At 46.6% G+C, this 24194-nt stretch carries 28 protein-coding genes; 12 read left to right on the plus strand and 16 right to left on the minus strand.

The features are described 5' to 3' along the window. Window positions 1-7: 7 nt before the first annotated feature. Together ACNFN4_RS11930 and ecsA are read right to left on the minus strand one after the other, a co-directional pair. Complete coding sequence (locus ACNFN4_RS11930) at window positions 8-1234, minus strand: ABC transporter permease (protein WP_007409219.1); 1227 nt, start codon at window positions 1232-1234, stop codon at window positions 8-10. Continuing rightward, entirely contained in the window at window positions 1227-1970 is a 744-nt protein-coding gene (gene ecsA / locus ACNFN4_RS11935) for an ABC transporter ATP-binding protein EcsA (RefSeq protein WP_003155231.1), read from the minus strand. Before ecsA ends, ACNFN4_RS11930 begins: the two co-directional genes overlap by 8 nt. 490 nt (window positions 1971-2460) lie before the next feature. On the opposite strand from ecsA, the gene ACNFN4_RS11940 reads away from it, so the two are divergent. The 3 genes from ACNFN4_RS11940 (at window position 2461) to ACNFN4_RS11950 (ending at window position 4753) form a co-directional block, all read left to right on the plus strand. Further along, entirely contained in the window at window positions 2461-2898 is a 438-nt protein-coding gene (locus tag ACNFN4_RS11940) for an HIT family protein (protein ID WP_104678847.1), read from the plus strand. A 136-nt stretch (window positions 2899-3034) separates the two neighbouring features. Next, entirely contained in the window at window positions 3035-4114 is a 1080-nt protein-coding gene (serC, locus tag ACNFN4_RS11945; protein WP_022553600.1) for a 3-phosphoserine/phosphohydroxythreonine transaminase, read from the plus strand. A gap of 120 nt (window positions 4115-4234) precedes the next feature. Further along, window positions 4235-4753 (plus strand): tryptophan transporter, encoded by a 519-nt coding sequence (locus ACNFN4_RS11950; protein ID WP_014417331.1) that lies wholly within the window; start codon window positions 4235-4237, stop codon window positions 4751-4753. Between the two features lie 57 nt (window positions 4754-4810). Here the strand turns inward: ACNFN4_RS11950 and ACNFN4_RS11955 are convergent, their stop codons facing one another. Further along, window positions 4811-5002, minus strand: coding sequence for a hypothetical protein (locus ACNFN4_RS11955; protein WP_007409223.1), 192 nt, complete (start codon window positions 5000-5002; stop codon window positions 4811-4813). Between the two features lie 117 nt (window positions 5003-5119). Between ACNFN4_RS11955 and ACNFN4_RS11960 the strand changes: the two genes are divergently transcribed. Then, window positions 5120-5476: a YtxH domain-containing protein gene (locus tag ACNFN4_RS11960; RefSeq protein ID WP_007409224.1), complete on the plus strand. Its 357-nt coding sequence runs from the start codon at window positions 5120-5122 to the stop codon at window positions 5474-5476. Between the two features lie 179 nt (window positions 5477-5655). Continuing rightward, window positions 5656-6267, plus strand: a complete 612-nt coding sequence (locus tag ACNFN4_RS11965) for an HTH-type transcriptional regulator Hpr (protein WP_014417329.1) — start codon at window positions 5656-5658, stop codon at window positions 6265-6267. On the opposite strand, the gene ACNFN4_RS11970 is transcribed toward ACNFN4_RS11965, so the two are convergent. After that, window positions 6264-6605 carry a YhaI family protein gene (locus ACNFN4_RS11970; RefSeq protein ID WP_003155243.1) on the minus strand — a complete coding sequence of 114 codons (342 nt, stop codon included), beginning with the start codon at window positions 6603-6605 and terminating at the stop codon, window positions 6264-6266. The genes ACNFN4_RS11965 and ACNFN4_RS11970 overlap by 4 nt on opposite strands. Before the next feature lie 210 nt (window positions 6606-6815). Here ACNFN4_RS11970 and ACNFN4_RS11975 point away from each other — a divergent pair, with 210 nt between their 5' ends. After that, window positions 6816-7346: a DUF3267 domain-containing protein gene (locus ACNFN4_RS11975; protein WP_007409225.1), complete on the plus strand. Its 531-nt coding sequence runs from the start codon at window positions 6816-6818 to the stop codon at window positions 7344-7346. 60 nt (window positions 7347-7406) lie between these two features. Continuing rightward, on the plus strand, window positions 7407-7625 hold the full coding sequence (locus tag ACNFN4_RS11980; protein WP_003155245.1) for a hypothetical protein: 219 nt from the start codon (window positions 7407-7409) through the stop codon (window positions 7623-7625). Between the two features lie 56 nt (window positions 7626-7681). On the opposite strand, the gene yhzE2 is transcribed toward ACNFN4_RS11980, so the two are convergent. Together yhzE2 and yhzE1 are read right to left on the minus strand one after the other, a co-directional pair. Further along, window positions 7682-7768 carry a sporulation protein YhzE2 gene (gene yhzE2 / locus ACNFN4_RS11985; RefSeq protein WP_003155248.1) on the minus strand — a complete coding sequence of 29 codons (87 nt, stop codon included), beginning with the start codon at window positions 7766-7768 and terminating at the stop codon, window positions 7682-7684. A gap of 124 nt (window positions 7769-7892) precedes the next feature. Then, a complete protein-coding gene (gene yhzE1, locus ACNFN4_RS11990; RefSeq protein WP_017417375.1) occupies window positions 7893-7979 on the minus strand; it encodes a sporulation protein YhzE1 in 87 nt (28 codons plus the stop codon). A gap of 158 nt (window positions 7980-8137) precedes the next feature. Between yhzE1 and ACNFN4_RS11995 the strand changes: the two genes are divergently transcribed. Further along, a complete protein-coding gene (locus ACNFN4_RS11995) occupies window positions 8138-8989 on the plus strand; it encodes a peptidylprolyl isomerase (RefSeq protein ID WP_021494927.1) in 852 nt (283 codons plus the stop codon). Between the two features lie 38 nt (window positions 8990-9027). On the opposite strand, the gene ACNFN4_RS12000 is transcribed toward ACNFN4_RS11995, so the two are convergent. The 6 genes from ACNFN4_RS12000 to ACNFN4_RS12025 all read right to left on the minus strand — a co-directional run bounded on the left by ACNFN4_RS12000 (window position 9028) and on the right by ACNFN4_RS12025 (window position 16749). Next, the gene (locus ACNFN4_RS12000; RefSeq protein WP_012117207.1) at window positions 9028-9255 is read right to left on the minus strand and encodes a sporulation YhaL family protein; all 228 of its coding nucleotides are present in this window, start codon (window positions 9253-9255) and stop codon (window positions 9028-9030) included. Window positions 9256-9369: 114 nt separating this feature from the next. Next, window positions 9370-10314: a 3'-5' exoribonuclease YhaM gene (gene yhaM, locus ACNFN4_RS12005; RefSeq protein WP_003155251.1), complete on the minus strand. Its 945-nt coding sequence runs from the start codon at window positions 10312-10314 to the stop codon at window positions 9370-9372. A gap of 73 nt (window positions 10315-10387) precedes the next feature. Further along, entirely contained in the window at window positions 10388-13270 is a 2883-nt protein-coding gene (locus tag ACNFN4_RS12010; RefSeq protein ID WP_448200199.1) for an AAA family ATPase, read from the minus strand. After that, complete coding sequence (locus tag ACNFN4_RS12015; RefSeq protein WP_448200200.1) at window positions 13267-14490, minus strand: metallophosphoesterase family protein; 1224 nt, start codon at window positions 14488-14490, stop codon at window positions 13267-13269. The genes ACNFN4_RS12010 and ACNFN4_RS12015 overlap by 4 nt, the downstream gene beginning before the upstream one ends. A gap of 110 nt (window positions 14491-14600) precedes the next feature. After that, a complete protein-coding gene (locus ACNFN4_RS12020) occupies window positions 14601-15860 on the minus strand; it encodes an ABC transporter permease (protein WP_014417324.1) in 1260 nt (419 codons plus the stop codon). Beyond that, window positions 15853-16749 carry an ABC transporter ATP-binding protein gene (locus tag ACNFN4_RS12025; protein WP_007409231.1) on the minus strand — a complete coding sequence of 299 codons (897 nt, stop codon included), beginning with the start codon at window positions 16747-16749 and terminating at the stop codon, window positions 15853-15855. The genes ACNFN4_RS12020 and ACNFN4_RS12025 overlap by 8 nt, the downstream gene beginning before the upstream one ends. A gap of 105 nt (window positions 16750-16854) precedes the next feature. Here ACNFN4_RS12025 and ACNFN4_RS12030 point away from each other — a divergent pair, with 105 nt between their 5' ends. Further along, entirely contained in the window at window positions 16855-17040 is a 186-nt protein-coding gene (locus tag ACNFN4_RS12030) for a YhzD family protein (RefSeq protein WP_015239502.1), read from the plus strand. Window positions 17041-17064: 24 nt separating this feature from the next. Here the strand turns inward: ACNFN4_RS12030 and ACNFN4_RS12035 are convergent, their stop codons facing one another. Then, window positions 17065-17832 (minus strand): enoyl-CoA hydratase, encoded by a 768-nt coding sequence (locus ACNFN4_RS12035; protein ID WP_017417370.1) that lies wholly within the window; start codon window positions 17830-17832, stop codon window positions 17065-17067. A gap of 184 nt (window positions 17833-18016) precedes the next feature. On the opposite strand from ACNFN4_RS12035, the gene ACNFN4_RS12040 reads away from it, so the two are divergent. The 3 genes from ACNFN4_RS12040 to ACNFN4_RS12050 are packed head-to-tail and all read left to right on the plus strand — an operon-like array spanning window position 18017 to window position 20117. Next, window positions 18017-18370: a hypothetical protein gene (locus ACNFN4_RS12040; protein ID WP_029973201.1), complete on the plus strand. Its 354-nt coding sequence runs from the start codon at window positions 18017-18019 to the stop codon at window positions 18368-18370. A 27-nt stretch (window positions 18371-18397) separates the two neighbouring features. Further along, on the plus strand, window positions 18398-18895 hold the full coding sequence (locus tag ACNFN4_RS12045; protein WP_012117200.1) for a cation:proton antiporter regulatory subunit: 498 nt from the start codon (window positions 18398-18400) through the stop codon (window positions 18893-18895). A gap of 7 nt (window positions 18896-18902) precedes the next feature. Beyond that, window positions 18903-20117 (plus strand): cation:proton antiporter, encoded by a 1215-nt coding sequence (locus ACNFN4_RS12050; RefSeq protein WP_003155266.1) that lies wholly within the window; start codon window positions 18903-18905, stop codon window positions 20115-20117. A 24-nt stretch (window positions 20118-20141) separates the two neighbouring features. Here ACNFN4_RS12050 and ACNFN4_RS12055 read toward each other — a convergent pair whose 3' ends face one another. The 3 genes from ACNFN4_RS12055 to ACNFN4_RS12065 form a co-directional block, all read right to left on the minus strand. After that, window positions 20142-21431: a lysine N(6)-hydroxylase/L-ornithine N(5)-oxygenase family protein gene (locus tag ACNFN4_RS12055; protein ID WP_110124817.1), complete on the minus strand. Its 1290-nt coding sequence runs from the start codon at window positions 21429-21431 to the stop codon at window positions 20142-20144. Between the two features lie 101 nt (window positions 21432-21532). After that, entirely contained in the window at window positions 21533-23035 is a 1503-nt protein-coding gene (locus ACNFN4_RS12060; protein ID WP_007409236.1) for a coproporphyrinogen III oxidase, read from the minus strand. Window positions 23036-23147: 112 nt separating this feature from the next. Beyond that, window positions 23148-24014: a Cof-type HAD-IIB family hydrolase gene (locus ACNFN4_RS12065; protein ID WP_012117197.1), complete on the minus strand. Its 867-nt coding sequence runs from the start codon at window positions 24012-24014 to the stop codon at window positions 23148-23150. Window positions 24015-24194: the final 180 nt, after the last annotated feature.

Here is a 24194-nt window from a genome sequence, read left to right on the forward strand (position 1 = left end):
CGATTGATTACAGCTTGCCGTACTTTTTCAATCTTCCGCCCATATACGAAGGCATGATCACAAAAATCAGAACGGCTGAAGCAACAGCCGCATACAGCGCCCCGCTGACTCCCGCGGCATAAGCTGACGCTGCACAGAACAGCAGCGCCTGCACGGTTAACGCCGATTTCATCAGCGAAAAGAAACTTTGCAGCTTCGCTTTCTGATTGACCGGGTAAAGCTCCTGCAGAGAAAGATGATGAAAATGCCCGAACAGCGGCAGAAGCTGTATCCCCGTTATAAAGACGGTAAATACGGTTAACGCCGCCGTTATCCACGGATTGGCGGAAACGAGCATAATAATCAGGATAAAAATAATCGTGAGCCTGACCTGAATGCCGAGATAATCATTTGAACGCAGAAAGGCCCGCGCATACATATAGGAGAACGTTTTCCTCTGTTCAAACGGAATCATTCTGAGCAAAAAGTCGAGATACGCCCGGCGTTTTGCCTGTTTCTTCAGGTGAGGCACATCGGTAAACAGATTGGCGATTCTGTAAAACCGCTGCTTCCTTCTTAATTCATATTCAATATGGGCTTCCCATTTTAATGATTTATGTTTTGCGGCCGATGTGAAATACACATAAAGGCCGGCCATCACAATGTAGACGGCGGCAGCGTACACATAAAACGACTGTAAGACGAAGTATAAAAGCAGCATATTGCAGATAAAGCGTATGACCGCATCCATCATTTTCATGCTTCTGTCATTCATAAACGTCATCCGCCACTCCATGGCCTGATTCCACGCTTTTACCGCCAGCATCTGAATAAATACGGCGGCATACGACGCAAGCGACGCCCCCGGACTTACAGCGAAAAACAGAGGCATGCATACAAGCGACAGGGCAATAAGCGGAAACAGCTGTGACAGATAGCTGTACTTAAATGAATGCTTAAAGTATGTCCCCATTTTCGGTTCAAGCGGCAGCAGAAACACGAGGTCCGCTTCCTTTAACAGCGTCCGGACGTATGAACCGGTCAGCACAAATGAAAAGAGCACCGCCATCACCCAAAATGACGGAAAATGAACGGGAATGTCTTTGACCCACTTGCTGTACCAGCTTGCCGCGCCGGCAATAAAAAAGATCAGCACAATGACGAGATGATCATTGAGCATATATTTCATATACATTCTGGTTTCCTTTATATGCTCTTCAAGCCGGGACTGCCAAATCGTAGACATATTATTCATGGCCGGCGTCTTCCTTCGTCAGTTCGATATACAAGTCATCAAGAGCTGCGTCTTTCATGCCGAACTGCTCTCTCAGTTCTTCCAGTGTGCCGCTTGCCCGCACTTCGCCGTTATGTAAAATAATGAAAGCGTCACAGTAGCGCTCTGCCGTAGCCAGGATATGCGTTGACATCAGCACGCTTGATCCGGCTTTTTTCGCGGCGTCCATCCGCTCCAGCAATGCATTGATCGCAAGCGGGTCAAGGCCGAGAAACGGCTCGTCAATGATATAAAGCGAAGGCTCCGCGAGAAACGCGCACATGATCATGACCTTCTGCTTCATCCCTTTGGAAAAGTGAGCGGGAAACCATTTCAGCCTTTTTTCCATTCTGAATTCTTTCAGAAGCGGAGGAAGCCTTTTTTCAAGCGTTTCTTTGGAAAGGCCGTACGCCATGGCCGTCAGCTCCAAATGCTCTTTGAGCGTCAGTTCTTCATACAGCACCGGCGTTTCGGGGATGTACGTAAATTGCGAGCGGTAGCTTTCCTTATCCTCCGAAAACGTCTTGCCGTTCAGCTCGATCGAGCCTTTATGCGGGTCCATTAATCCGATAATATGCCGGATCGTCGTGCTTTTGCCCGCGCCGTTTAATCCGATGAGTCCGACAATCTGGTTCGGCTCAAGGGTGAATGAAACATTTTTTAAGACCGGGTTTCTCGTATAACCGCCGGTTAAGTCTTTTACCGATAGCAGAGACATAATTTCTCCCCTTCTGATTCGTTTTTCTTCATAGTACCAAAAATAAAGTCTGATTTGAAACGATTCCCTTTTTTTCTCACGTGAAAATCGTGCATAGTTATCGTTTTGGCGGACATCATAATGTATGTAGAAGGAAACAGCTTTAATCAACTGAAAATGAGGTGTTTATAAAAGACGTCTTAGAACAGTTGGATGAAAATCAACATGTCCTGTGCTTACAATTTCTTCACACACTGCTTTGATGATGTTCTTCATTCATGATGAAATAATCAAATGAGGTGTTTGTCCCAGGAATGATTAAGCAGACCCATAAGTCTTCATTTTAAAAACAAATGAGGTGCTTACAAAAGGCATATTCAATTTTCTGTGATAAAGCTCGTACTTCTGCATCAGGGTGAACGCGCAGCCGTTCATCCTGTTTTTTGTTTTGGCCGTTTTTGTGGTACGATGAGAATATACATATATTTCTTTTCAGGGAGGAAACCCATCTATGCACAAAGCGGACGATTGTATTTTCTGCAAAATCATTGCCGGTGACATTCCGTCTTCAAAAGTATACGAAAATGAACACGTCGCGGCGTTTCTTGATATCAGCCAGGTCACAAAAGGCCATACGCTCGTGATTCCGAAAACACATATCGAAAACGTGTACGAGTTTACGCCTGAGCTTTCTAAAGAATATTTTGAAGCGGTGCCGAAAATCGCACGCGCCATCCGCGAGGAATTCGAGCCGATCGGGCTGAATATTCTCAATAACAACGGTGAAAAAGCGGGCCAATCGGTGTTCCATTTTCACATGCATATCATTCCGCGTTACGGAAAAGGCGACGGTTTCGGGGCTGTCTGGAAGCCCCACGCCGAAGACTATACGCCTGACGATCTTCAGGAGATCGCTTCAACCGTCAGAAAACGGCTTGCCTCATCTTAAAGATGAGGTTTTTTTGCGTCCGGAAACACAAAATACATAAAATTATATTTTTTCATATCAAAAAAATCAAAAAATTGTGATAGGATAATTGTATTATTTCTTACACTAAAGCGGAAAACAGGGAGAGATCGTAAACATGGAACGTACAACGAATTTCAATGCAGGACCCGCAGCCCTTCCACTGGATGTGCTGCAAAAAGCACAAAAAGAATTTGTCAACTTCAATGATACCGGCATGTCCGTCATGGAGCTGTCCCACCGGAGCACGGAATATGATGCGGTGCACCAAAAAGCCAAAAGCCTTCTGAAAGAACTGATGGATATTCCCGACGATTATGATATTTTATTTCTTCAAGGCGGCGCAAGCCTTCAATTCTCCATGCTGCCGATGAACTTTTTAACACCGGAAAAAACGGCGCACTTCATCGTAACAGGCGCATGGTCTGAAAAAGCACTCGCCGAGGCGAAACTGTTCGGAAACACATCCGTCACGGCAACAAGCGCAGATTCAAACCACAACCACATACCGGAAGCGGACCTCTCAGGAATCAAAGACGGCGCCTACCTGCATATTACGTCAAACAACACGATTTTCGGAACGCAGTGGAAAGAGTTCCCGAATTCACCGATCCCGCTCGTAGCCGACATGTCAAGCGACATCCTGAGCAGAAAAATTGATGTCAAAACGTTTGATGTTATCTATGGCGGAGCCCAGAAAAACCTCGGGCCATCCGGCGTCACGGTCGTCATCATGAAAAAATCATGGCTTGAAAACGAAAACGCCAACGTCCCTAAAATGTTGAAATACTCCACTCACACAAAAGCCGACTCACTGTATAATACGCCGCCTACATTTGCGATTTATATGCTGAGCCTCGTCCTTGAATGGCTGGCTGAAAACGGCGGTGTCGAAGCGGCTGAACGGCGCAATCAGGAAAAGGCCGATGTCCTGTACGGCACAATCGACGCAAGCGGCGGGTTTTACGCGGGGCATGCCGCAAAAGACAGCCGTTCTCACATGAACGTCACGTTCACCCTCCGCGACAGCAGTCTAACGAAAAAATTCGTTGAAGAAGCGAAAGCGGCTAAAATGATCGGACTCGGAGGCCACCGCTCAGTCGGAGGCTGCAGGGCGTCTATCTACAACGCCGTCAGCCTGGCTGATTGTGAAAAACTGGCTCAGTTTATGAGAAAGTTCCAGCAGGAAAACGAATAAATTTCTTCTAACATAACGGTTCCTTTGATATACTGTTTGCATATCAATTTTTCCGGCCATCGCAATAAATGACGAGCATATTATTGGATGGCGAAAAAGCTTAGCAGAGGAGAGCTTAGTATGAAAACAAAAGAATTAGTCATTATGGCCCTGTTTGCGGCAATCGGAGCGGTGCTTCATTCCATTATGCCGCCGGTATTATTCGGAATGAAACCCGATATGATGCTTGTGATGATGTTTATGGGTATTCTGTTATTCCCCCGTGTGCAGAACGTGCTGATGATCGGGATTGTAACGGGAATCATTTCCGCACTCACGACATCTTTTCCGGGCGGACAGCTTCCGAATATCATTGAAAAACCGGTAACGGCGTTTCTGTTTCTCGCGCTGGCGCTTTTGGTGAAAAAGAGCGTGAAAACTGCGGCCGCCGCCGTCATTACGATAGCCGGCACCTTCATCTCCGGTTTGCTCTTTTTGGCGCTGGCCCTTCTGATTGTCGGCCTGCCGGGCGGATTCACCGCCTTGGTGCTCGCGGTCGTCCTTCCGGCGGCTGCGCTGAACGCGATCGCCATGATCATTATGCATCCGATTGTGCAGACGATCTTAAAACGGTCCAATATGATTGAAACGGTGAAATAACCGCATACCGAAACCTCTTCCGGCCGGAAGAGGTTTTTTAATGTGTTTCAGCATGTTTTATACGAGAAGTTTTGTGAAAAAGATAAGGAACAATGCGAGGGCGGTTCCTGCTGAGCAGACAATGGCCTTTTGGCGGACGACCCGCTTCGGCGGATATGAAGCGGCCTGGCCGAGCAGTTTCAGGTAATAAACGGCGCCCGCCGCAAAGACAAGAGCCATACAAGATAAAACAATCATAAAGACAGACAACCTTCTCCCTCCTTTTCCCTTAAAAAATATGCTAAAATAAAGCAAGCTATGTATAGAAGTTTATTCTTCTGAACAAAAATGATAAAAGTTATGAGAAAAAAAACGGGGTGATTTCAAATGGCTGACGGACGTTCCCTTTTAACAGGCCTTTTCGTAGGCGGATTGATCGGAGGCGCAGCGGTGTTACTCTCGGCTCCTTCATCCGGAAAAGAGCTGCGGGGCAAAATCAAAGCGAATTGCAATTCAATTGAGGACACAATCAAACGGTTAAAAAAAGACGGAATGGCGCTTAAGGACCAGCTTGTCCAAACGGCGAAAGAAAGCGCAGAAGTCATTAAAGACGTAGGCGGAGAGCTTCAGACCAGCATTAAAAGGTGGCAGGAGGAAATCAAGCCGCACCAGCAGGATCTCCAAAAGGAAATCGCTGATATCGAAGAGAAAATCAGACAGCTGGAGAAAACCTTACAAAACTAATATCCTATACAACCAAAAAAAGTGCGGACGTATTGCGTTCCGCACTTTTTTTTGCGGTTTAAAGCCTTTCCCAGCAACGGATGAAGAATTTATTATAAAATTCTTAAATTTTCATCTTTATTAATCTTTATTTTATTGGCATAATAGAGGAAAAGAAAATGTGAAGCAGGTGATCTGTATTGAATCGTGTTGAACCGCCTTACGATCTAAAAGAAGCTTTAATCTATACCCAAAAAATGGCGCAGCTGTCCAAAGCGCTCTGGAAATCTATCGAGAAAGACTGGCAGAATTGGCTGAAGCCGTACGACCTTAATATTAATGAGCATCATATATTATGGATTGCCTATCAGCTTAAAGGAGCTTCTATTTCAGAAATCGCCAAATTCGGCGTTATGCACGTATCAACTGCATTTAACTTTTCAAAAAAGCTTGAAGAACGGGGATATCTGAAATTTTCCAAGCGGCTGAATGATAAACGGAACACGTACATTCAGTTAACTGAAGAAGGGGAAAATGTATTCGAAAGCCTGCTTGAGGAGTTTGATCCATCGAGGAACGCGGTGTTTAAAGGCTCACAGCCGATCTACCACTTATTCGGGAAGTTTCCTGAGGTTGAAGAATTAACCTGTGTCATCCGCCACATTTACGGCGAAGATTTTATGGAGATATTCGAGAAATCATTGACAAACATAAACAATGATTTTGAAAGTGAAGACGGAAGGCTGAAGAAAAAAACGGACGAATCGGCTGTCCATGAAACGGCTGAAGAGCTGGAACCGATCAACAGTTAATCAAAGTGCTTCATAATCTCAATAAATTCTTCCATCAGCGCTGTATAAAGCCCCTGCTCATACAGAGCAAAAATCGTTTCATGAACATCTAATTTTTCGTTCAGCTGTCCCGCAAAAAGCGCAAGGAGCTTGTCAAACGTCACAAAGCCTTGCGCTTTTTGCGACTCCAGCTCGTCCTCCAATTCGCGGCAGATCCGCCCGACCTCTTCTCCTTCTTCTTCGGTCAGCCCTTTTTCAATCATCATCGCATAAAAAGGGTACTTATCCATATCCACCGTTTTCACCAGCAATTGTATGTAATATTCTAAACGCCCGATACGCTGATCCATTGAATCCATCCGTTTCACTTCTTTCTATCTTTAATCTTATTTTAGCTGATAATGAATGGAGAAGAAAGGTTAAACCGTACATTTCCATGTTTCACCGAGCTCTTCTGTTCTTCTCTTTCCAGGTTTATTTTTTTCTTTAAAAAAGGATTGATTTTTTCTCCTGAAGAGAGTAAATTATTTTGAGATTGTATTCCATCTTTGTACGGAAGGATGACTCTGATGAATTGCTGGAAAACCATTAATCTGATCAAAGATTATGGTGCGGTTCGTTTATTATTGACTGCTGTAGGTTTTATGATCCTGTTTTTTATATGCAACTTCTTGGCATTCGGGCTGCTGCGTCCGAATATCAGTTTAAGTGACGGGCACGTGTTTGCTTTTTGTGTTCTGCTCGTTGTTACTTTATTTGTACATAAAGTCATACATGTCCTGCCGATGATCTGTAAAAAAAGAAAAAAGGAAATGAAAATGTACTTCTTGCGGATGCCGACATGGAAAGGCATACCGAAAACGACGATGTTGATTTCAACGATCAGCCCGTTTTTATTCATTACGCCGTTATTGTTTTATGCCGGACTGGCATTTCCGAGACACGCTCATTACTTTTATATGATTTCGAGCATTCATGCGGGGTATTGCCTGCCGGATCTTCTGTTTGCGCTCCATCTGGTCAAAGCGCCCAAATCATGTCTGATTGACCAGGAATCCGACGGTTTTGATATTTTAGTAAAAAAAGTGCCGGAGTCTTGATGTCCCGCTGATTTTTCAGGTTACATTCTATCTTTTTTAATAAATATTTGGTAATGTAATATGGGAGCAGTTCAGAGAGAGGGGGAATCTCCCATCATTTTATTCTATTTTATCGTGGCTGCCCTGTTTATTCTTTATTTCATAAACAGGCTCACAAATACATTATGCCTTGTCAGAGAGATTCCTGAAGACCGGCAGGATAAGGTATTCCGTTTTATTAATGTATCTATTTTAATTTTACTGATCTCTTCATTCGTCGAGATCTCCTTTACTGTGTAAACAGGCAAAAAAATATGGCTGACGGAGGTCTGACCCCCGACAGCCATATTTTTTTCTTAATAAAGCCAAGAAGCGCCGATGATGATCAATAAGATGAACAGAACAACCAATAATGCAAAACCGCCTGCAAATACTTCACCCATCTCCAAAAGCACCTCCTACAAAACGTTTTATTTTTCCAATTACATCATATGCAATGTACTTCTGAAACGATTAGGCGCCCGGGTAAGAAAACGGACCGCTTTTAGAAAAAGCGATCCGTTTCGCTTAACAAATGTAAGCTGCACCTACGATGATAAGCAATATGAACAGTACTACGAGCAGCGCGAAACCGTTTGAATATCCTCCGCCCATGGTTCATTACCTCCTTTTCATGATCAATATATTTGTATGTATCAGGAAAAAGTTTGACTAGACGAATGCCCTTTATTTAAAATCTTTTTACAGAAAGCCACAATATGTTATGATACGCATATGCAATTTAATTTGGATGATTAGGAGTGTTTAAAGGAATGAAGAAAATCGCGATAGCAGCTATTACGGCAACGAGCGTCCTGGCTCTCAGCGCTTGCAGCAGCGGCGACAACGACGTAATCGCCAAGACAGATGCCGGAAATGTAACAAAAGGCGAGCTCTACACGAACATGAAAAAAACTGCGGGTGCAAGTGTGCTGACACAGCTCGTACAAGAAAAAGTATTAGCAAAAAAATACAAAGTAACGGATAAAGAAATCGATAACAAGCTGAAAGAGTACAAAACGCAGCTCGGCGATCAGTACAGCGCCCTTAAACAGCAGTACGGCGAAGATTACCTGAAAGATCAGGTGAAGTACGAACTGCTTGCACAAAAAGCGGCGAAAGACAACATCAAAGTGACTGACGCTGATACGAAAGAATATTACGACGGCTTAAAAGGTAAAATCCGTGCGAGCCACATCCTTGTCGCTGACAAAAAGACAGCTGACGAAGTGGAGAAAAAGCTGAAAAAAGGCGAGAAGTTTGAAACGCTTGCGAAAGAATACTCAACTGACACATCAAAAGACAGCGGCGGCGACCTTGGCTGGTTCGATAAAAAGTCAATGGATGAAACATTCAGCAAAGCTGCATTCGGCCTGAAAGTCGGACAAGTCAGCGATCCGGTCAAAACAAAATTCGGTTATCATATCATCAAAAAGACGGAAGAACGCGGCAAATATGATGACATGAAAAAAGAACTGAAAGAAGAAGTTCTTAAACAGAAATTAAACGACAACTCAGCTGTACAGGCGGCAATTCAAAAAGTCATGAAAAAAGCTGACGTAAAAGTGGAAGACAAAGACTTAAAAGACACGTTTAACACTTCAACATCTTCTGAATCTAAATAAAAAAACTGTGCGGGCTCTCGGCGAGCCGCACAGTTTTTTTATGCGATGGAATGATTGGAGTTTTCTTCCGCATCCCCGTTTTCACTTGCGGGCGCAGCCATACGGCGCTCGCGTTCCTGTTCCATCCGTTCAATATACACCCTTCCTTCTTTTTCAATAAACGACTGGTCAAGCTTTTCCTCTTCTTTAGCTGTTGTGAAAAGCTTATATGCGCTGAAAATAATTCCGATAATGCAAAGGTATACCCACCAAGGAAAAAATAGCACGTCGGTTTCCTCCTTTTTTCACCCAGAGTCTTTATTCTAAGCTATGCTTGATAAAGACAAGTTATGAGAGCTGAACGTAAAAAAGACCGATCATAGAGAATCGGCCTTTTTATCTTATTGATGGAAAGTCGGTTTGTAGAAAGAACGGTTTTCAAGCGCAAATACACGCTCTGTGTATTCGCCCGGCTTCACCCGTTCCAGCGCTCTGTCCATCATGATCATTTTTGCATCCAGATTATCAATGTAGTGCAGAATTTCCGCTTCTTTCACCATCGGCGGTTTCGGGCTTCCCCATTCCGCTTTTCCGTGATGGCTTAAAATCAAATGTTTCAGAATCAGCACTTCTTCAGCGTCAATCTGAAGCTCTTCGGCTGCTTTTGAAAGCTCTGTCACCATGATCGAAATGTGCCCGAGCAGATTCCCTTCCACGGTGTACGTTGTGGAGACGGGGCCTGAAAGCTCTTTTACTTTGCCGAGATCATGCAGAATGACTCCGGCATACAGTAAATCCCGGTCAAGAGACGGATACAGATCGGCAATCGCTTTTGCCAGGTTCAGCATGGACACTACATGATACGCGAGCCCGGAGACGAACTCATGGTGGTTTTTAGCCGCAGCCGGGTAATCCATAAACTCAGCCGCATATTTTTTGACCAGATGTCTTGTGATCCGCTGGATGTTTGGATTTTTCATTTCAAAAATGTATTGAGTGACGGTTTCCATCATTTCATTTTTCGGAATTGGCGCCGTTTCCAGAAAATCATCAATGCTGACATTTTCGTTCTCGCCGGCCGGCCGGATGTTTCTCAGCTTAAGCTGGTTTCGTCCGCGATAGTGATGGACATCTCCGATCACCTTCACGATCGTCTGCGCCGCGTACGTTACTTCATCAGTCGGCTTGGCATCCCACAGCTTCGCTTCGATATCTCCCGATTGGTCCTGCAGCATTAACGTCAGGAATGGTTTTCCGTTGCTTGCGATTCCTTTAGTCGAAGATTTAATCAGAAAGTATTGATCGACCTGCTCGCCGACCTCGTGCAGCATAATACCTTTTGCCATTCTATTAAAAGCTCCCTCCATATCTTACATAATACCAGTATAGCACATACCTCTTTTTTGAAAATAAACTCTATTATGACAGGAGCCGCATGACTTGTCCGCTGTGAAAAGACCGGCTGACATGCTCATGGCAGGTGAAATAAAGTATCTGCCGCCCGCCTTCTGAAAGCTGATTCAGCACATCAAACAGCCGCTGCAGCCGCTGCCTGTCAAAATGGACAAAACTGTCATCAAGTAAAAACGGCAGTGATACCGCAGACTCCCTCTCTGACGCAAGGGCAAAACGAATCGCCGCATAAAGCTGCTCGCATGCCGCCTGTGACAGTTCGCCTGCAGAAAACACCGTTCCGTCTTTCCGCATGACCATAATAGAATCATCAGCCTCGGAAAAATACAATTTGTGATAGCGTCCGTCCGTAAGCGGTCCGTATAATGCACCGGCGGTTTCTAACAGACGGGGAAGCGTCACTTTTTTATGCCGCTCCATTTTTTCCCTGATAATGTGTCTGACCGTCTGTAATGCGGCCCACTCTTTAGCGGTTTTTTTCACGCGCTCCTTCTGCATTTCTGTCTGATGTTTTAAATCGGATACAAGCCCCGAGGACTCCAGCTGCTCTTGCTTCACCGTTAATAAAGCGGTTTGCTCACGGAGCTGGGCGCTTTTTTCCTCAAGCGTTTTTTTCTCTGTTTCCTTCTGAACGACTGTATGTTCAAGTTCGGACACTGTGCGGCTCATGCACGGCTCCAGCTGTTTTCCGCCTATGCCGGACAAGTGCGTTTTGATTTCGCGCAGCTGCCGCTCTGTTTCCCGGCGGCTTTCATTCAGCCTGGCGAGTTCACAAAAGTGTTCGCGGTTTTTTGCGCCTGCCGCCATGAAAAGCTGTTTGACCTGCTGTTCGTAGTAATGAACTTCTTCGTTTAATTCACGCATTTGCTCTTGTGCATGCAGCAGATCCGTTTCGAGCGCCTGTTTTCGTTTTGCTTCCTCACGGGCCCGTTCCGCCTGCGCCAGCAAAACGTGCAGTCTTTCTTTTACGGACAGCTCCCTTCCGTCTGAAGGACTCAGCTTTTTGACCCGGTCCTCAAATGCTCTTTGCAGCTTTTGCAGCCGGCCCGCTTCAATGGTCAGCTCATGCTTGTTAAGGATTTCTTTTTTGACATCTTTCATCACATGATATGCGTCAAGAAGATGGGAAGGACTTCCTGAAAACCCCAGCTCCTTCATAAAAAGTTCCGCCTGTTTTTCAGACGGCGCCATTTCCGCCTCCCATTCTTCATATTGGCGGATGATTCTTTCATATGCCGCTTCTTTCTGTTCAAGCACGGCTTGATCCGCAATCAGCTGCTGCCGGTGCCGGCCGTCACGCCAAAGCTCTTCCTGCAGAAGATCAGCCGCTTCTTTAGAGATCGCCGGCTTCTTTTTCTTGTGTCCGGGCCCTCCTCTTTCTGACGGCAGCGGCTTTTGCATGCCGGACAGCATATACAGCAGCAGAGCGCCGGTAAAAAGGGCGGCGGGCAGCCATTCTTTTAACATAGCGAAAATCGCAATGAACAGAATGCCCGCACCGAGAAAGAGCTTTTTTTGTTTGGCGCGCTGTTTTTCCAGATGCTGAACATGTGCCTGCCATTCGTTTCCTTCTGTATCAGCCGTTTGCTTATATGATTGTAAAGCGGCTTCTTTTTCTTTCCTGACAGCGGGGTCCAAAATGTTTTCCGCCGTCACGGCATGTTTTCGTTCGGCTTCTTCCAGCTCCAGCCGCGCTTGTTCGAAAATCGCATCAAGCTGTGTCTTTCTTTCTCTTGCCTGTCCGGCGCTCTGCACGGCTTCCTGCAACCGCCATTCATATTCATAATCGGTGTTCAGTGAAAGAATGCCGTCTTCCTCATGTCTTCCGAGCTGCTGCAATCCTGACGAAACGCGGGCAGATGTCTGCCGGATCTGTGATTGGATGGCGGCAAGCTGTTCGCCGCGCGATTCGTACATATGCTGCTCGCCGGAAAGCTCCTGCAGCTGCCGCTCTTTTTGCAGCAAGTCCTCATTTGGAGCGAGCAGCTCAGCCTGTCGCCGGAGTTCATCCGCTTTTGCCCGAAGCCCCTCAAGACGGGCCGCTTTCGGATGGAGATGCGATTCGTATTTTTCAAGCTGATGCATTCCGTCCTTCGGGAATTGCTTCAATGCTTCCGGATAAGAAGAAAGTTCGCTTTCCAAGGCTGTTTTTTTGTCTGCGAGCGGCTTTGCTTCTATCGCTGATTTTACTGTTTTGATTTCTTCAGTTATGTCTTTCAATCGTGCTTCGGCATCCTGCAAACGGCCGCCGGCGCTTTTTTTCTCTTCCAGAAGGCTGTGATAGCCCGCTTCCGCAGCTTCCGCCTGTTTCAGCTGGGCGCTGAGCCGCTTTAATGTATCCAACTCCTGATTTAAGCGGGGGTTCCGCCCGTTCGGCTTATACATCCTGTCAAGTTCTTTTGCCAGCCGCCCGTCAAGCTTTGCCGCCGCTTCCGACCCGAATAAGCTCGAATACAGGAGAAACTCGCCGATTTTGTCCCGGTTAAAAGCTTGAATCTCCTGCAGTCCGAATACATCGAACGAATAGATCGCTTCGTACAGCGCCCGGTCTGTATCGGAGAGAAGCTGTTTGAGCCATTCTCCGTCCTTGATTTCGCCTGAAGCCGTATACACTCTGACTTTTTCGGCAGCGCCTTTTGTCCGTTCGATTTTGACAGCGCCGTGATCGTCATGCTTCAATTCTACAGCGCCGCCGTAAACCCCGCCGTTTTTCGGTTCGTATTTTTTTGATTTCGGAAAACCGAACAGCACGCTTTTGATAAAGGACATCAATGTCGTTTTGCCCGCTTCATTTAACCCGTAGATCACTTGCACGGGAGAATCTGACAGCTGAAAACTTCGGTCGGAAAATTTTCCGTATTGGTAAATATGCATCGCCGTTATTTTCATCGCTGAAGCTCCTTCATCTGGCGTCTTAAAACGGCTTGAGCCTGCCGCTTAATATCCAGTATCTCTTCAACTGTAAATGAAGCCATCTGACGCCGGTATACGGGATGACGCTCAAGGGCTTCAAATACACCGCTCATGTCCGCGCATTGTTCTATGTCCTGAAGGAGCCCTTTTAAAAACGGATCGGGCGGCACGCTGTCTGTTTCATCCGTCCGATCCTCAAGCGCAAGCGGCCAGACGAAACATTCCTCTTCGGCCTCTTCCTCCTGTAAAGCGGAAAGTAGCTCCTCCGCGATGCCTGCGGGCGCCTCCGTCCAAAAGCGGGGCGCCGCGCCGCGAAGCACCAGCCTGACACATGCCGGGCGGCCCGCCGCGCGCAAGCCGGAGAATGTATCCGATGCGGCTTTCAGAAGTGAAGTCATATGTTCAGCTCCGGAGATATCCAGATCAATTTCCTCCCATAACACATCATGCGCTTCTTTGAATTCCCAAGACATCTCACCGTTTGCCGCCCGGATGAGATAATATCCCTTAGGTCCGGTTTCTTTTAAATGCCGGGCTTGAATATTCCCGGGGTAAATGGCGGCGGGATGCTGGGCGGACAGAACCTGCCGTTTATGAATGTGTCCGAGCGCCCAGTAATCCATGCCGCTTTTTTCAAGGTCTTCTTTCGTAAACGGGCAGTACGGGTCATGCCCTTCCGCTCCTGATAACATGCCGTGGAGCATGCCGATATGATAAGGCGCGCCGGTCATTTTCCGGTAACGGGCCGCCTGATTGACCGTTACGCTTCTTTCTTGATAGCTGCATCCGTATATGCTTGCCGCAAGCTCTCCGTTTTTAAAGAAGGATTTTTCCTCCGGTGTATCCGAGGTGAAGATATGTACATTTTCCGGCCATTCAATCGGCGTCCACTTACCGCCCAAATGATCATGGTTGCCGAATATGACGAACACTTGGATATCCGCTTCCTGTAATCTCGTAAACTGTTTTCTCAAAAACAGCTGGGCTTTTAAACTTCTGTTGGCTTCGTCAAACAGATCCCCCGAAAACAGCACGAAATCTGCCTGCTCCCGGAGTGCCCCGTCCGTCAGTCGGCGGACGCTGTGAAATGTGCTTTCTTTAATACGCGCATATACCGGTTCAGGCAGATTCGAAATGCCGTAAAACGGGCTGTCCAGATGCAGGTCAGCGGCATGAATAAACGTCAGATCAGTCATCTCGCCCTCCCCTTTCTGCAAATTGAATTACCCTTATTTTAGCACCGTTTTTATACGAATGCACGTTCTGCAAAATAAAAAAACAGCCCGGCTGTTCCGGGCTGTTTCTCTTATTTTTTGGAGATGCGCAGCGCTTGTTTAATCGCTTTGAATCCGCTGGCGTTTCCGTAAATCAATACGCCGCCTTTGTAAATTTTCGCGCCGACCGCCGCAAAGATCACGATAGTGACCAGTGTCAGGGCGATTCCGGCCGCAGCCTGCCAAAACGGGATATCGAGCATCCCGACGCGTAAAAACATAATCATCGGCGTGAAAAACGGAATGTAAGATGTAACGGTAATAAAACCGGCGTCAGGATTGCCGATGCCGAACATGGCGATCATAAAACCTGCCACGACTAAAAAAACCATCGGCTGAATCGTCTGCTGTACGTCCTCTATCCGGCTGACAACACTGCCGAGAAACGCGGCAAGCGTCGCGTAAAGAAAATAGCCGAGCAAATAGAAAATGACGGCATAGACTATCGTCGAGACTGGAACATCCGTAAAATTGAGAAATGCACTGATCGGCGACGACGCCTCATTATGAGGGTTCAGCTTCAGTGAGAGATAACCCGCCGCAATCAGCACCGCAAACTGTGTGATCCCCACGAGCGCGATACCGAACAGTTTGGCAAACATCTGCTGAATCGGCGGCATGCTTGAAATTAAAATTTCCATGACGCGGGACGATTTTTCCGTCGCCACTTCCATCGCAATCATGCTTGCGTACATGATAACTGAGAAGTAGATGACAAACAGCATGATGTATACAAGCCCCATTACCTGACCGAGCTCTTCCTCAGATTTCGCCCCTTTTTCCAGCGCGTCTTTGCTGACTTCCGGCGGAGTGTAGAGGCTGCTGACTTTTTCTGCCGAAATGCCGAGCTTGGCGGTTTCGACAGCGGTTTTTGTCTGGGTTAAAGCCTGCTTGAGCAGTTTATACGCTGATTCATCGGAAATGGTCAGCGCCTTGTATGCTCCTGTTATCGTTCCTTTTTGATCTTGTCTGATGATAAACAGTCCGTCCCATTCACCGTCTTTGACACGCTTTACGGCATCTTTTTCGGACTCCTTCGTCTCCATTGCCTGCAGATCATTGTCTGTATCCGCCGCTTTAAGCTGTTTTGCAAACGCCGGGTACAGCCCGCCCGTTTCATCAATCACCGCGATCTGCTGCTTGCCGTCATCCGATTGAAACACGGAAATAATCGATTGCAGGTTGGTCACCGCTAATACCAATAAAACGGTAATGGCGGTCGAAATAATGAATGACTTTGCCGCGATTTTGTTTTTGTATGTATGAAACAGCATAATCCAAAATTTATTCATAAACGGCCCCCACCTTTTCTATAAAAATATCATGCAGTGACGGCTCTTCCAATTCGAACTTCCGTATAAAACCTTTCCCTTGCAGCGCCCGGAAAATATCCTGAGAAACCGGTTCATTCGCGACCTGCAGTCTGATCCCGTCATTTGTTTCCTTCCATTTCACGACGCCTTCATGCGTTTTTAAAAAGCTGAGGTCATCATCTGAATGAACGGTGACATTTTTTTTGCCGAAAGACCGCTTAATGTCTTTCAGATTGCCTTGAACGACGGGTTTTCCCTTCTGGAGAATGCACAAATTCTCGCAAAGCTCTTCCACATGCTCCATTCGGTGGCTTGAAAAAACGATGGAAACGCCGCTGTTTTTCAAAGAAATGACCGCTTCTTTCAGCAGCTCGACATTCACCGGATCAAGACCGCTGAAAGGTTCATCGAGAATCAGCAGTTCAGGCTTATGCAGGACGGCCGAAATGAACTGGATTTTCTGCTGGTTTCCTTTCGACAGCTCTTCGACTTTCTTATTCTTGTAATCTGTAATGCCGAACCGCTCGAGCCATGTCATGAGCTCTTTTTCCGCCTCTTTTTTGCCCATTCCTTTTAATCTCGCCAGATAGACAAGCTGGTCACTCACCTTCACTTTCGGATACAGCCCCCGCTCTTCCGGGAGATAGCCGATTTTTTCACTGATGGAATAATTGACCGGCTGCCCTTTCCAGGTGATATGCCCGTCAGTCAGGCTTAAAAGACCTAAAATCATCCGAAAGGTCGTCGTTTTTCCCGCGCCGTTTGCGCCGAGCAGCCCGAACATTTCCCTTTCAGGTATTTGCAGGTTCAAATTGTCAACAGCGGTAAAGCTGCCGAATGTTTTCGTTACGTTTTCAATTGTAAGCACGAATCCAACTCCTTCCTTGACCCATTATATACTAATAATGGGTAAAAATTAATGGAGGATTTTAAATTCTTTATCAGAATATCATTCTATAAAGGGGGTGACATGATGGGACAATATGTATTGACCGCATTCCATGCATCGGGAGAAACGCTGCTGAATGAACGGATCGAAGCGGATAATGAGGCGGAGGCGAAGGCCGCCGGAGAGGCTTTATTGAAGGAAAAAAAGCTTGAGAACAGTACTCATCGCTTGGTAAATGAAGCCGGAAAGCTGATTTTATTCCACAGATAACAGAAGCTTTCCGGCTTCTGTATTTTACCGGTTAAATTGCGGCGTCCGTTTTTCTAAAAAGGCGCGGATGCCCTCTTTATGATCATCCGTTTTTCTCATATTTTCCTGGGCCTTTCGTTCAAGAGACAAAACGTCTTTTAACCGGCTGATATGGAGGCTCTGATAAATAGCCTTCGTTTCAATCATCGCTGACAGCGGCGCATGCAGCAATCGGTCGATATACGGTTGTGCCCCCTCACTAGGGCCGCCGCTGAACAGCCCGTCGGCAAGCTTGAGCCGCACCGCTTTTTCAGCCGGCAATTTTTCACCGCTCCAAATCAGTTTTTTCGCTTCGATCTCACCGACGCGTCTCATTAATAAATAATGGCCTCCTCCATCGGGAACCAATCCGATGCCGATGAAATTCATCGCGAGGCGGGCGTTTTCTTCGGCGAGCACCACATCGGCGCACAGCGCGAAACTCAGCCCGAGCCCGGCCGCGGCTCCGTGGATGGCGGCAATCACAATTTTTTTCATATCATAGAGGGTCAGCGTAATGGATTCGATCATTTTCATGAGCCGTTCATATTCTCCTGAATCATGATCAGACGTCATCATCTGAATATCACCGCCCGCGGAAAATCCCCGGCCTTCCCCCCGTAAAAGCACGATAAGCGCCTCACTGTCGGCTGCCATCACGCATGCATTTTCCAATTCCCGGAGCATTTGTTCATTCAGCGCGTTGTAACTGTCAGGCCGGTTCAGCACAATCTCCGCGATCTTTCCCTTTTCTTCATAACGAATATACTGCATGTTTACATCCCCCTTGAATCCGCTTACATATTTTGTTCAAATGATATATTCCTTTCCCCGAAGCCAAACTCCTTTATTTTTCAAGGTCAACAGATACCGAAAAATGCATATCATTTGAAACTGAACATACATTTTTATATAGTGAAATTGATATACAAAACAAAAGGGGGGAAAAACGCCGATAATGAAATATGTGATACTCAGCTTGTTACTGAGCTTTTTTATGGTGCTGTTCCCCCCTTCGGATGTCGCTCTTCCTTCCCAATTGGTGACAGAAACAGACAGCCATGTACAAATTTCGGTTTACCCGCAGGAAACGGATTCGGCAAAGACGCCGGTTCAAACCAAAACCGCTCCGCAAGGCCTGTCAAAAGGATACGGTGCGTTATCCCGGATGATCTCCCTGTTATCTGTCAAACCTCTTGATCAATTCATTGATTCCACAATGGAAAGGACATGCGCCATTCCGATACAATACCAGTCAAATTACCTCCGGCATCGGACCATTTCTCATTGCCAATCTGTATTTACGGTGTAAAAACAGTATATTCCGGAGGGATTTTTTATGAATATTAAAGAAAACGATCTGCCCGGCATCGGGAAAAAATTCGAAATCGAAACGAGAAATCATGAAAAAATGACAATCATCATTCATGATGACGGCAGGCGGGAAATTTACAGATTTGATGACCGCGACCCTGATGAGCTTCTGGCAAGCATTTCACTTGATGATGCGGAAGCAAGACAAATTGCCGCGATTATCGGCGGGATGGTGTATAAACCGCAGGCGCTTGAATCGATTGAAATGGCGTTCAACGATCTGATTATCGAATGGTTTAAAGTTGAAAAAGGGGCAAAAGCGGCAGGGCGGACGCTCGGCGAACTGGATGTGCGCCAGAACTATGACGTGACGGTCATCGCCATCATTAAGCATAACCAGAAAAAGCTTTTAAACCCGGGCGCTGATTCGCTCCTTGAAGCAAACGATACACTCGTCCTCTCAGGTGAAAGAAAGCATCTGAAGAAACTGATCCAAGACTTCCTCTCCAGAGACGGAGTGTGATCTGTTTATGGACCATCTCGTATTTGAAGTCGGTACGGCGTTAGTTCTTGTGGCCATTGCGAGTGTCATCGCCAATAAAATTAAATTCTCGATCATTCCCTTCCTGATCATTTTAGGAATGCTTGTCGGGCCGCACGCGCCCCAAGCGGGCATCATTGACCTGACGTTTATCGAAAGCCGGGAAGTGATTGAATTTTTCGGACGGATGGGCGTCCTGTTCCTCCTCTTTTACCTCGGGCTTGAATTCTCGGTCGGAAAATTAGTCAAATCCGGACGTTCAATCGCCGCCGGCGGAACGATTTATATTCTGATTAATTTCAGTTTAGGGCTGATCTACGGCTTTATCACGGGCTTTTCCTTTTTGGAAGTGCTTGTATTGGCGGGTGTCATCACGATATCATCAAGCGCCATTGTCGCAAAGGTGCTTGTCGACTTAAAGCGCACGGCCAATCCGGAAACGGAGCTGATTCTCGGCATCATTATGTTTGAGGATATCTTTCTGGCGGTTTACTTGTCCGTCGTCTCCGGGCTTGTTCTGGGAGACGCGACGTCTGTCGGAGGCGCGCTGATGTCAATCGTGATCGCTTTCGGATATATGCTGCTGTTTTTCATTGCCGCCCGAAAATTGCCGCCTCTGCTGAACAAGCTGCTTGATATCCGTTCAAACGAGGTATTTGTCATCGTCATTTTCGCCGCGCTCTTTTTCATTGCCGGCTTTTCCGAAACGATTCATGTCGCTGAAGCGATCGGCGCGCTCTTGCTCGGACTCGTGTTTTCGGAGACGGCCCATTCTGACAGGATTGAGCATCTTGTCGTGCCGTTCCGTGACTTTTTCGGGGCCATGTTTTTCTTCAGCTTCGGTCTCAGCATTGATCCGTTTTCACTCGGAGATGCGGTATGGCTTGCCCTCGGCGCCGTTCTGCTGACGATTGCCGGAAACTTTATCGCCGGCATGATCGCCGGACGCCGGGCGGGGCTTTCTCATAAAGCATCGTCTAATATCGGGCTGACCATTGTGTCACGCGGCGAATTCTCCATTATCGTCGCAAATCTCGGCATCGCCGGCGGCCTGTCCGCTTCACTTAAACCTTTCGCCGCCTTATATGTTTTGATACTGGCCATCTTCGGCCCTTTGCTCACGAAAGAATCGAAGCGGATATATCTCCTGTTGAACAGCGTGTTCAAATGGAAGACGCCTGAAAAGAAACCGCAGAAATCATAAAAAAACTGACCTCTTCATAAGGGGTCAGTTTTTTTGAGCGGGAAGAAATTGCTGAAAAGCCGTTTTTTTATTAATGGAGAAATGCTCTTTCCCCAGAATGGTATTGATGATTTTTTGGTTTCTGTAAACAGACAGCTTCAAATTCGTAGCGCCCGTTCCGTGAGCATGATCAAGATTCGTTAATGTGAAAAAATGATGCCTCCTGTCGTCCTTAAAGACAAGACGGGAATCGGCCGTCACTTTAAACCGTTTCTCATCCTCCCATTCGATATCGGGGGCAATTGCCGTAAACCATTCCGGAATATGAGGTTTAAAGCCGGTCGCCAATATCACTTTTTCTGAATCGGCCGTAAAGGTTTCATCCATCTGCCATTGATGAAAGCTCAGTACGCAGCGCCCGTTTTGCTTTTCAATTTTTTCAAGCTCCGCCATCGGCTGAATATACACGTCAGGCGAACCTCCGCTGATCGATCTGTGATACAGGGCATCGTAAATGGCGGCAAGTGTGTCAGAATCAATGCCGTGGCGCAGTCCGTCCAGCTCAGGGAGCGTGTTCAGCCGTTCTTTAAAAGGCAGGCGGTTAAAATATTCCACATAATCAGGTGTAAACATTTCCTGCCCGAGCTTGGCGGTTTCCAATTCTCGAAATCCGGCGGAGCGTGTCACCCATTGCAGCCGGCTGCGGCGGTATTGTTCATCGTGCAATAAGTCAGAAAAGATCTCCGCGGCGCTCTGTCCGGAGCCGACCACTGTAATTGATTCGGCGCCGGCGAGCTCGTCTTTCCGAAACAAATATTCCGTGCTGACCATCGTGTCCTGAAGCGCTTCGCCAGCAATCTCTGCGGGAATAAGCGGTTCAGACCCCGTCCCCATGACGAAATGCTTCGTTTGATAGACACTGATGCTTCCGTCCTCAATGTTCTTGACGCTGACGTCATAATGTCCGCCGGCATTTTTCACGCCGATTACCTCTGAGCCGAAACGGCATGATTTGATTTCTGAAGCCGCCCAGCTCAAATAGTCGTTAAATTCCCGTCTCGGAATATCAAATTCATTAAACGTATAAAACCGGTACAGCCGGTCATGTTCATGGAGAAAGTTTAAAAACGTGTAGCGGCTTTTCGGATCGGCGAGCGTGACCAGGTCCGCCAGAAACGCCACCTGTAAATCCGTCCCTTTAATTAATAGACCGGGATGCCACGCAAATTCTTTCTTTTTATCGAAAAAAAGAGCGTCTGTTCCGGGTATATCCTCTAATAATGCGGCAAGCCCTAAATTAAACGGCCCGATTCCCGCTCCTATGACATCATACATAATTACACCTCTTACGAATAACAGTCTGATGGTCTTTTCCCGTTTTTGCAGACGGTTAAACATAAAAAAAACGGCACGCTGATTCCGTGCCGTTTTTGATATTATAATGCAGATTTGACGAACATCTCATCTAAGTATTTGATTTTCTCTTCTGTATAATGCTCGAATCGGTCATTATATGATTTCGGATCTTTCGGATTGGCGAAGTGCGTGATTTTTCCGGTTTCCGGATGAATGAATTTGCTTGCCGCGCCGCAGCCGATGCCGATAATCGTCTGCACTTCTTCCATAATCATAATGTTGTAGATGCTTTCCTGACCAGGGAAGGAGTAGCCGACATTTTCAAGGTTTCCGAGAATGTTTTTCTGCCGGTACAAGTAGTACGGCGTATAGCCGTGCTCTTTTGTCCAGCGGACGGCGTCATCCATCATGCGGGACACTTCCTGTCTGTCGGCAACCTTATACTTATGCTTGTTTCTCGTCATTTCTGACGCCCGTTTAAAAGAAAGCGTATGAACGGTCAAAGATTCAGGCATCAGCTTTTCCGTTTCCTCAAGACTGTGCCTGAACTCAGCCGTCCCTTCTCCCGGCAGGCCGATGATCAGGTCCATGTTAATGTTATTCATGCCGTGTTTGCGGGAAAGATGGTATTTTTCGATGGTTTCTTCAACTGTATGGTGTCTGCCGATGGCCTTAAGCGTTTCGTTTTCATAAGATTGCGGGTTGATGCTGATTCTGTCAATCTTATACTTATTTAAAACGGCCAGCTTCTCCTCCGTAATCGTGTCGGGTCGGCCCGCTTCAACGGTAATCTCCCTGATATTCGCGACATCCGGGAAAGAGCGGACCATTTCTTCATATAAAAGATCCATTTCTTCAGCGGTAATGCTTGTCGGCGTGCCGCCGCCGAAATAAATGGTCGTCACTTTGATATCATGCCGCTTCAGCCATTCTCCGATTTTCTGCATTTCATAGTGAAGCCCCCATAAAAAGGAGCCGACTCTTCCCGCCTGTCCTTGAATGGCATAAGCCGGAAACGTGCAGTAGGCGCATTTCGTCGGGCAGAACGGGATGCCGATATATATGCTGACTTCATCTTTGACCCGGTACAGATCGGGAACCGCCGCGAGCTGGCGGTCGACAATCTCCTGCATCAGATTGATTTTTTCATCATGGATCAGATAATCTTTTTTCAGATCGGCGTGCGCCTCTTCTTTTGTCAGGCCGCTCTGCAGCTTTTTATGAAGAAGTTTAGTAGGCCTGATGCCGGTTAAGATTCCCCATTTTTGTGTCATGCCCGTATGCGATTGAAGAAGATTTAAGTAGACGTATGACAGCGTGTTTTTCACCTGTTTAAATACTTCTTTTTCGCTCCATCCGGCAAGAAGCGGTTTCGTATGATGTTCCTTTTCGCCGGTTCCTTTGATTTCTCCGGATACCGACACGCTGTCTGCATCTTGAGAAATGGCAAGTGAGATGACGAGATCAGAGGGTTCCTCCGTTTCGCCGTACGCAAGAACACACTCTTCAAAAAATAAATTCGCGATGTTTTGCAGCGGACGATGCAGCCTGTCATCCGTGATGCCGTCTATTTTTATTTGCAATGTGATCACCTTATTTTTCAGATTCAAAACTTTCTTTAGTGTACAGAAAGAACAGGCTAAAATCAATCCGCGAAAAAGCCGCAGACCGGCGTTTCGCGTCTGCGGCTCTTGATTACGGCCGTTTCATATGGAACTTATCGAGAAAGCCTTTGCGGTGCTGCATGCGGAAATATTCCTTAATCATATAGGCGACTCCCTGTTCATCATTTGACCTTGTCACCCAGTCCGCTTTTCTTTTTAATTCATTTGAAGCATTCCCCATCGCGACGCCGAGACCGGCCAGCTCGATCATCGGCAGATCATCTTCCTGATGGCCGATAGCCACAACCTCTTCCATTGAAAGCCCGAGTTCAGCGGCGACCATCGAAAGTCCGCTTTCTTTTGAAACCCCTTTAGGCACGATGTTCAGTTTTTCTCCGTTGACGCGGATCACATCGACGGCCGGGAATGCTTTCATTATCGTATCCGTTATATCAGCCTGCAGGCCATCTTCGGCATGCACTTCAATGACGGGCGCTGAAACCGGCTCATCAAGGAGCAGGTCACTTAATGATTCGACAAACTGCACCGGATAAAAAATCGGGTCAGACGGATGAATCATTGTTTTCCCGACCAGATTGGAGTTCACTTTCTTCTTGTTTCCGATCGAATATTTTTCGTGAAGAAGCCGGATATTGCATGGATAGCTTTCCAGCACCTGGACAATATTAAACGTGTGATCTTCTGATATTTTCTTTTCAAAAAACGGCTCATCTATTTTTTCAGAAATGTATGCGCCGCTGTGGGTAATCAATTTTGCATTCAGCTTTAATATTTTCGCCACTTTTTGAGCGGAGCGAAAATGGCGGTTTGTGACCAGTGTGACGTAAATTCCTTTTTTCTTGACGTATTCGATGGCATCCTTTGTCGTCTGATGAAGTTTGCCGTTGGAGCGAAGAAGCGCTCCGTCTATATTTAACGCCAGCATTTGTTTTGACACAGAGAAGTCCCCCTCCTTGATGACTGTACTTGTCATTAGGATATGACCCTGTCTCTTTGTTTAGAACAACCTTTTCTCCGCAGCAAAAAAGCCTGCCTCAAGCAGACTTTGAACTGTCGTTTTGTTGGGATACGATCGATTTGCTGCCTTCTCCCCAATGTGTATTTCCATTTACGAAAT

The sequence above is a fragment of the Bacillus sp. N1(2025) genome, assembly GCF_053470005.1.

Bases quoted from the DNA above. Each gene is read 5' to 3' on its own strand.
- ACNFN4_RS12015 (WP_448200200.1), bottom strand. From the start codon at position 14,490: ATGACTGATCTGACGTTTATTCATGCCGCTGACCTGCATCTGGACAGC.
- serC (WP_022553600.1), top strand. From the start codon at position 3,035: ATGGAACGTACAACGAATTTCAATGCAGGACCCGCAGCCCTTCCACTG.
- ecsA (WP_003155231.1), bottom strand. From the start codon at position 1,970: ATGTCTCTGCTATCGGTAAAAGACTTAACCGGCGGTTATACGAGAAAC.
- ACNFN4_RS11975 (WP_007409225.1), top strand. From the start codon at position 6,816: ATGAATTGCTGGAAAACCATTAATCTGATCAAAGATTATGGTGCGGTT.
- ACNFN4_RS11980 (WP_003155245.1), top strand. From the start codon at position 7,407: ATGGGAGCAGTTCAGAGAGAGGGGGAATCTCCCATCATTTTATTCTAT.
- ACNFN4_RS12010 (WP_448200199.1), bottom strand. From the start codon at position 13,270: ATGAAAATAACGGCGATGCATATTTACCAATACGGAAAATTTTCCGAC.
- ACNFN4_RS11940 (WP_104678847.1), top strand. From the start codon at position 2,461: ATGCACAAAGCGGACGATTGTATTTTCTGCAAAATCATTGCCGGTGAC.
- yhzE2 (WP_003155248.1), bottom strand. From the start codon at position 7,768: ATGGGTGAAGTATTTGCAGGCGGTTTTGCATTATTGGTTGTTCTGTTC.
- ACNFN4_RS12020 (WP_014417324.1), bottom strand. From the start codon at position 15,860: ATGAATAAATTTTGGATTATGCTGTTTCATACATACAAAAACAAAATC.
- ACNFN4_RS11960 (WP_007409224.1), top strand. From the start codon at position 5,120: ATGGCTGACGGACGTTCCCTTTTAACAGGCCTTTTCGTAGGCGGATTG.
- ACNFN4_RS12040 (WP_029973201.1), top strand. From the start codon at position 18,017: ATGAAATATGTGATACTCAGCTTGTTACTGAGCTTTTTTATGGTGCTG.
- ACNFN4_RS12035 (WP_017417370.1), bottom strand. From the start codon at position 17,832: ATGCAGTATATTCGTTATGAAGAAAAGGGAAAGATCGCGGAGATTGTG.
- yhaM (WP_003155251.1), bottom strand. From the start codon at position 10,314: ATGGCAAAAGGTATTATGCTGCACGAGGTCGGCGAGCAGGTCGATCAA.
- ACNFN4_RS11930 (WP_007409219.1), bottom strand. From the start codon at position 1,234: ATGAATAATATGTCTACGATTTGGCAGTCCCGGCTTGAAGAGCATATA.
- yhzE1 (WP_017417375.1), bottom strand. From the start codon at position 7,979: ATGGGCGGAGGATATTCAAACGGTTTCGCGCTGCTCGTAGTACTGTTC.
- ACNFN4_RS12045 (WP_012117200.1), top strand. From the start codon at position 18,398: ATGAATATTAAAGAAAACGATCTGCCCGGCATCGGGAAAAAATTCGAA.
- ACNFN4_RS11950 (WP_014417331.1), top strand. From the start codon at position 4,235: ATGAAAACAAAAGAATTAGTCATTATGGCCCTGTTTGCGGCAATCGGA.
- ACNFN4_RS12030 (WP_015239502.1), top strand. From the start codon at position 16,855: ATGGGACAATATGTATTGACCGCATTCCATGCATCGGGAGAAACGCTG.
- ACNFN4_RS11970 (WP_003155243.1), bottom strand. From the start codon at position 6,605: ATGGATTCAATGGATCAGCGTATCGGGCGTTTAGAATATTACATACAA.
- ACNFN4_RS12055 (WP_110124817.1), bottom strand. From the start codon at position 21,431: ATGTATGATGTCATAGGAGCGGGAATCGGGCCGTTTAATTTAGGGCTT.
- ACNFN4_RS12050 (WP_003155266.1), top strand. From the start codon at position 18,903: ATGGACCATCTCGTATTTGAAGTCGGTACGGCGTTAGTTCTTGTGGCC.
- ACNFN4_RS11995 (WP_021494927.1), top strand. From the start codon at position 8,138: ATGAAGAAAATCGCGATAGCAGCTATTACGGCAACGAGCGTCCTGGCT.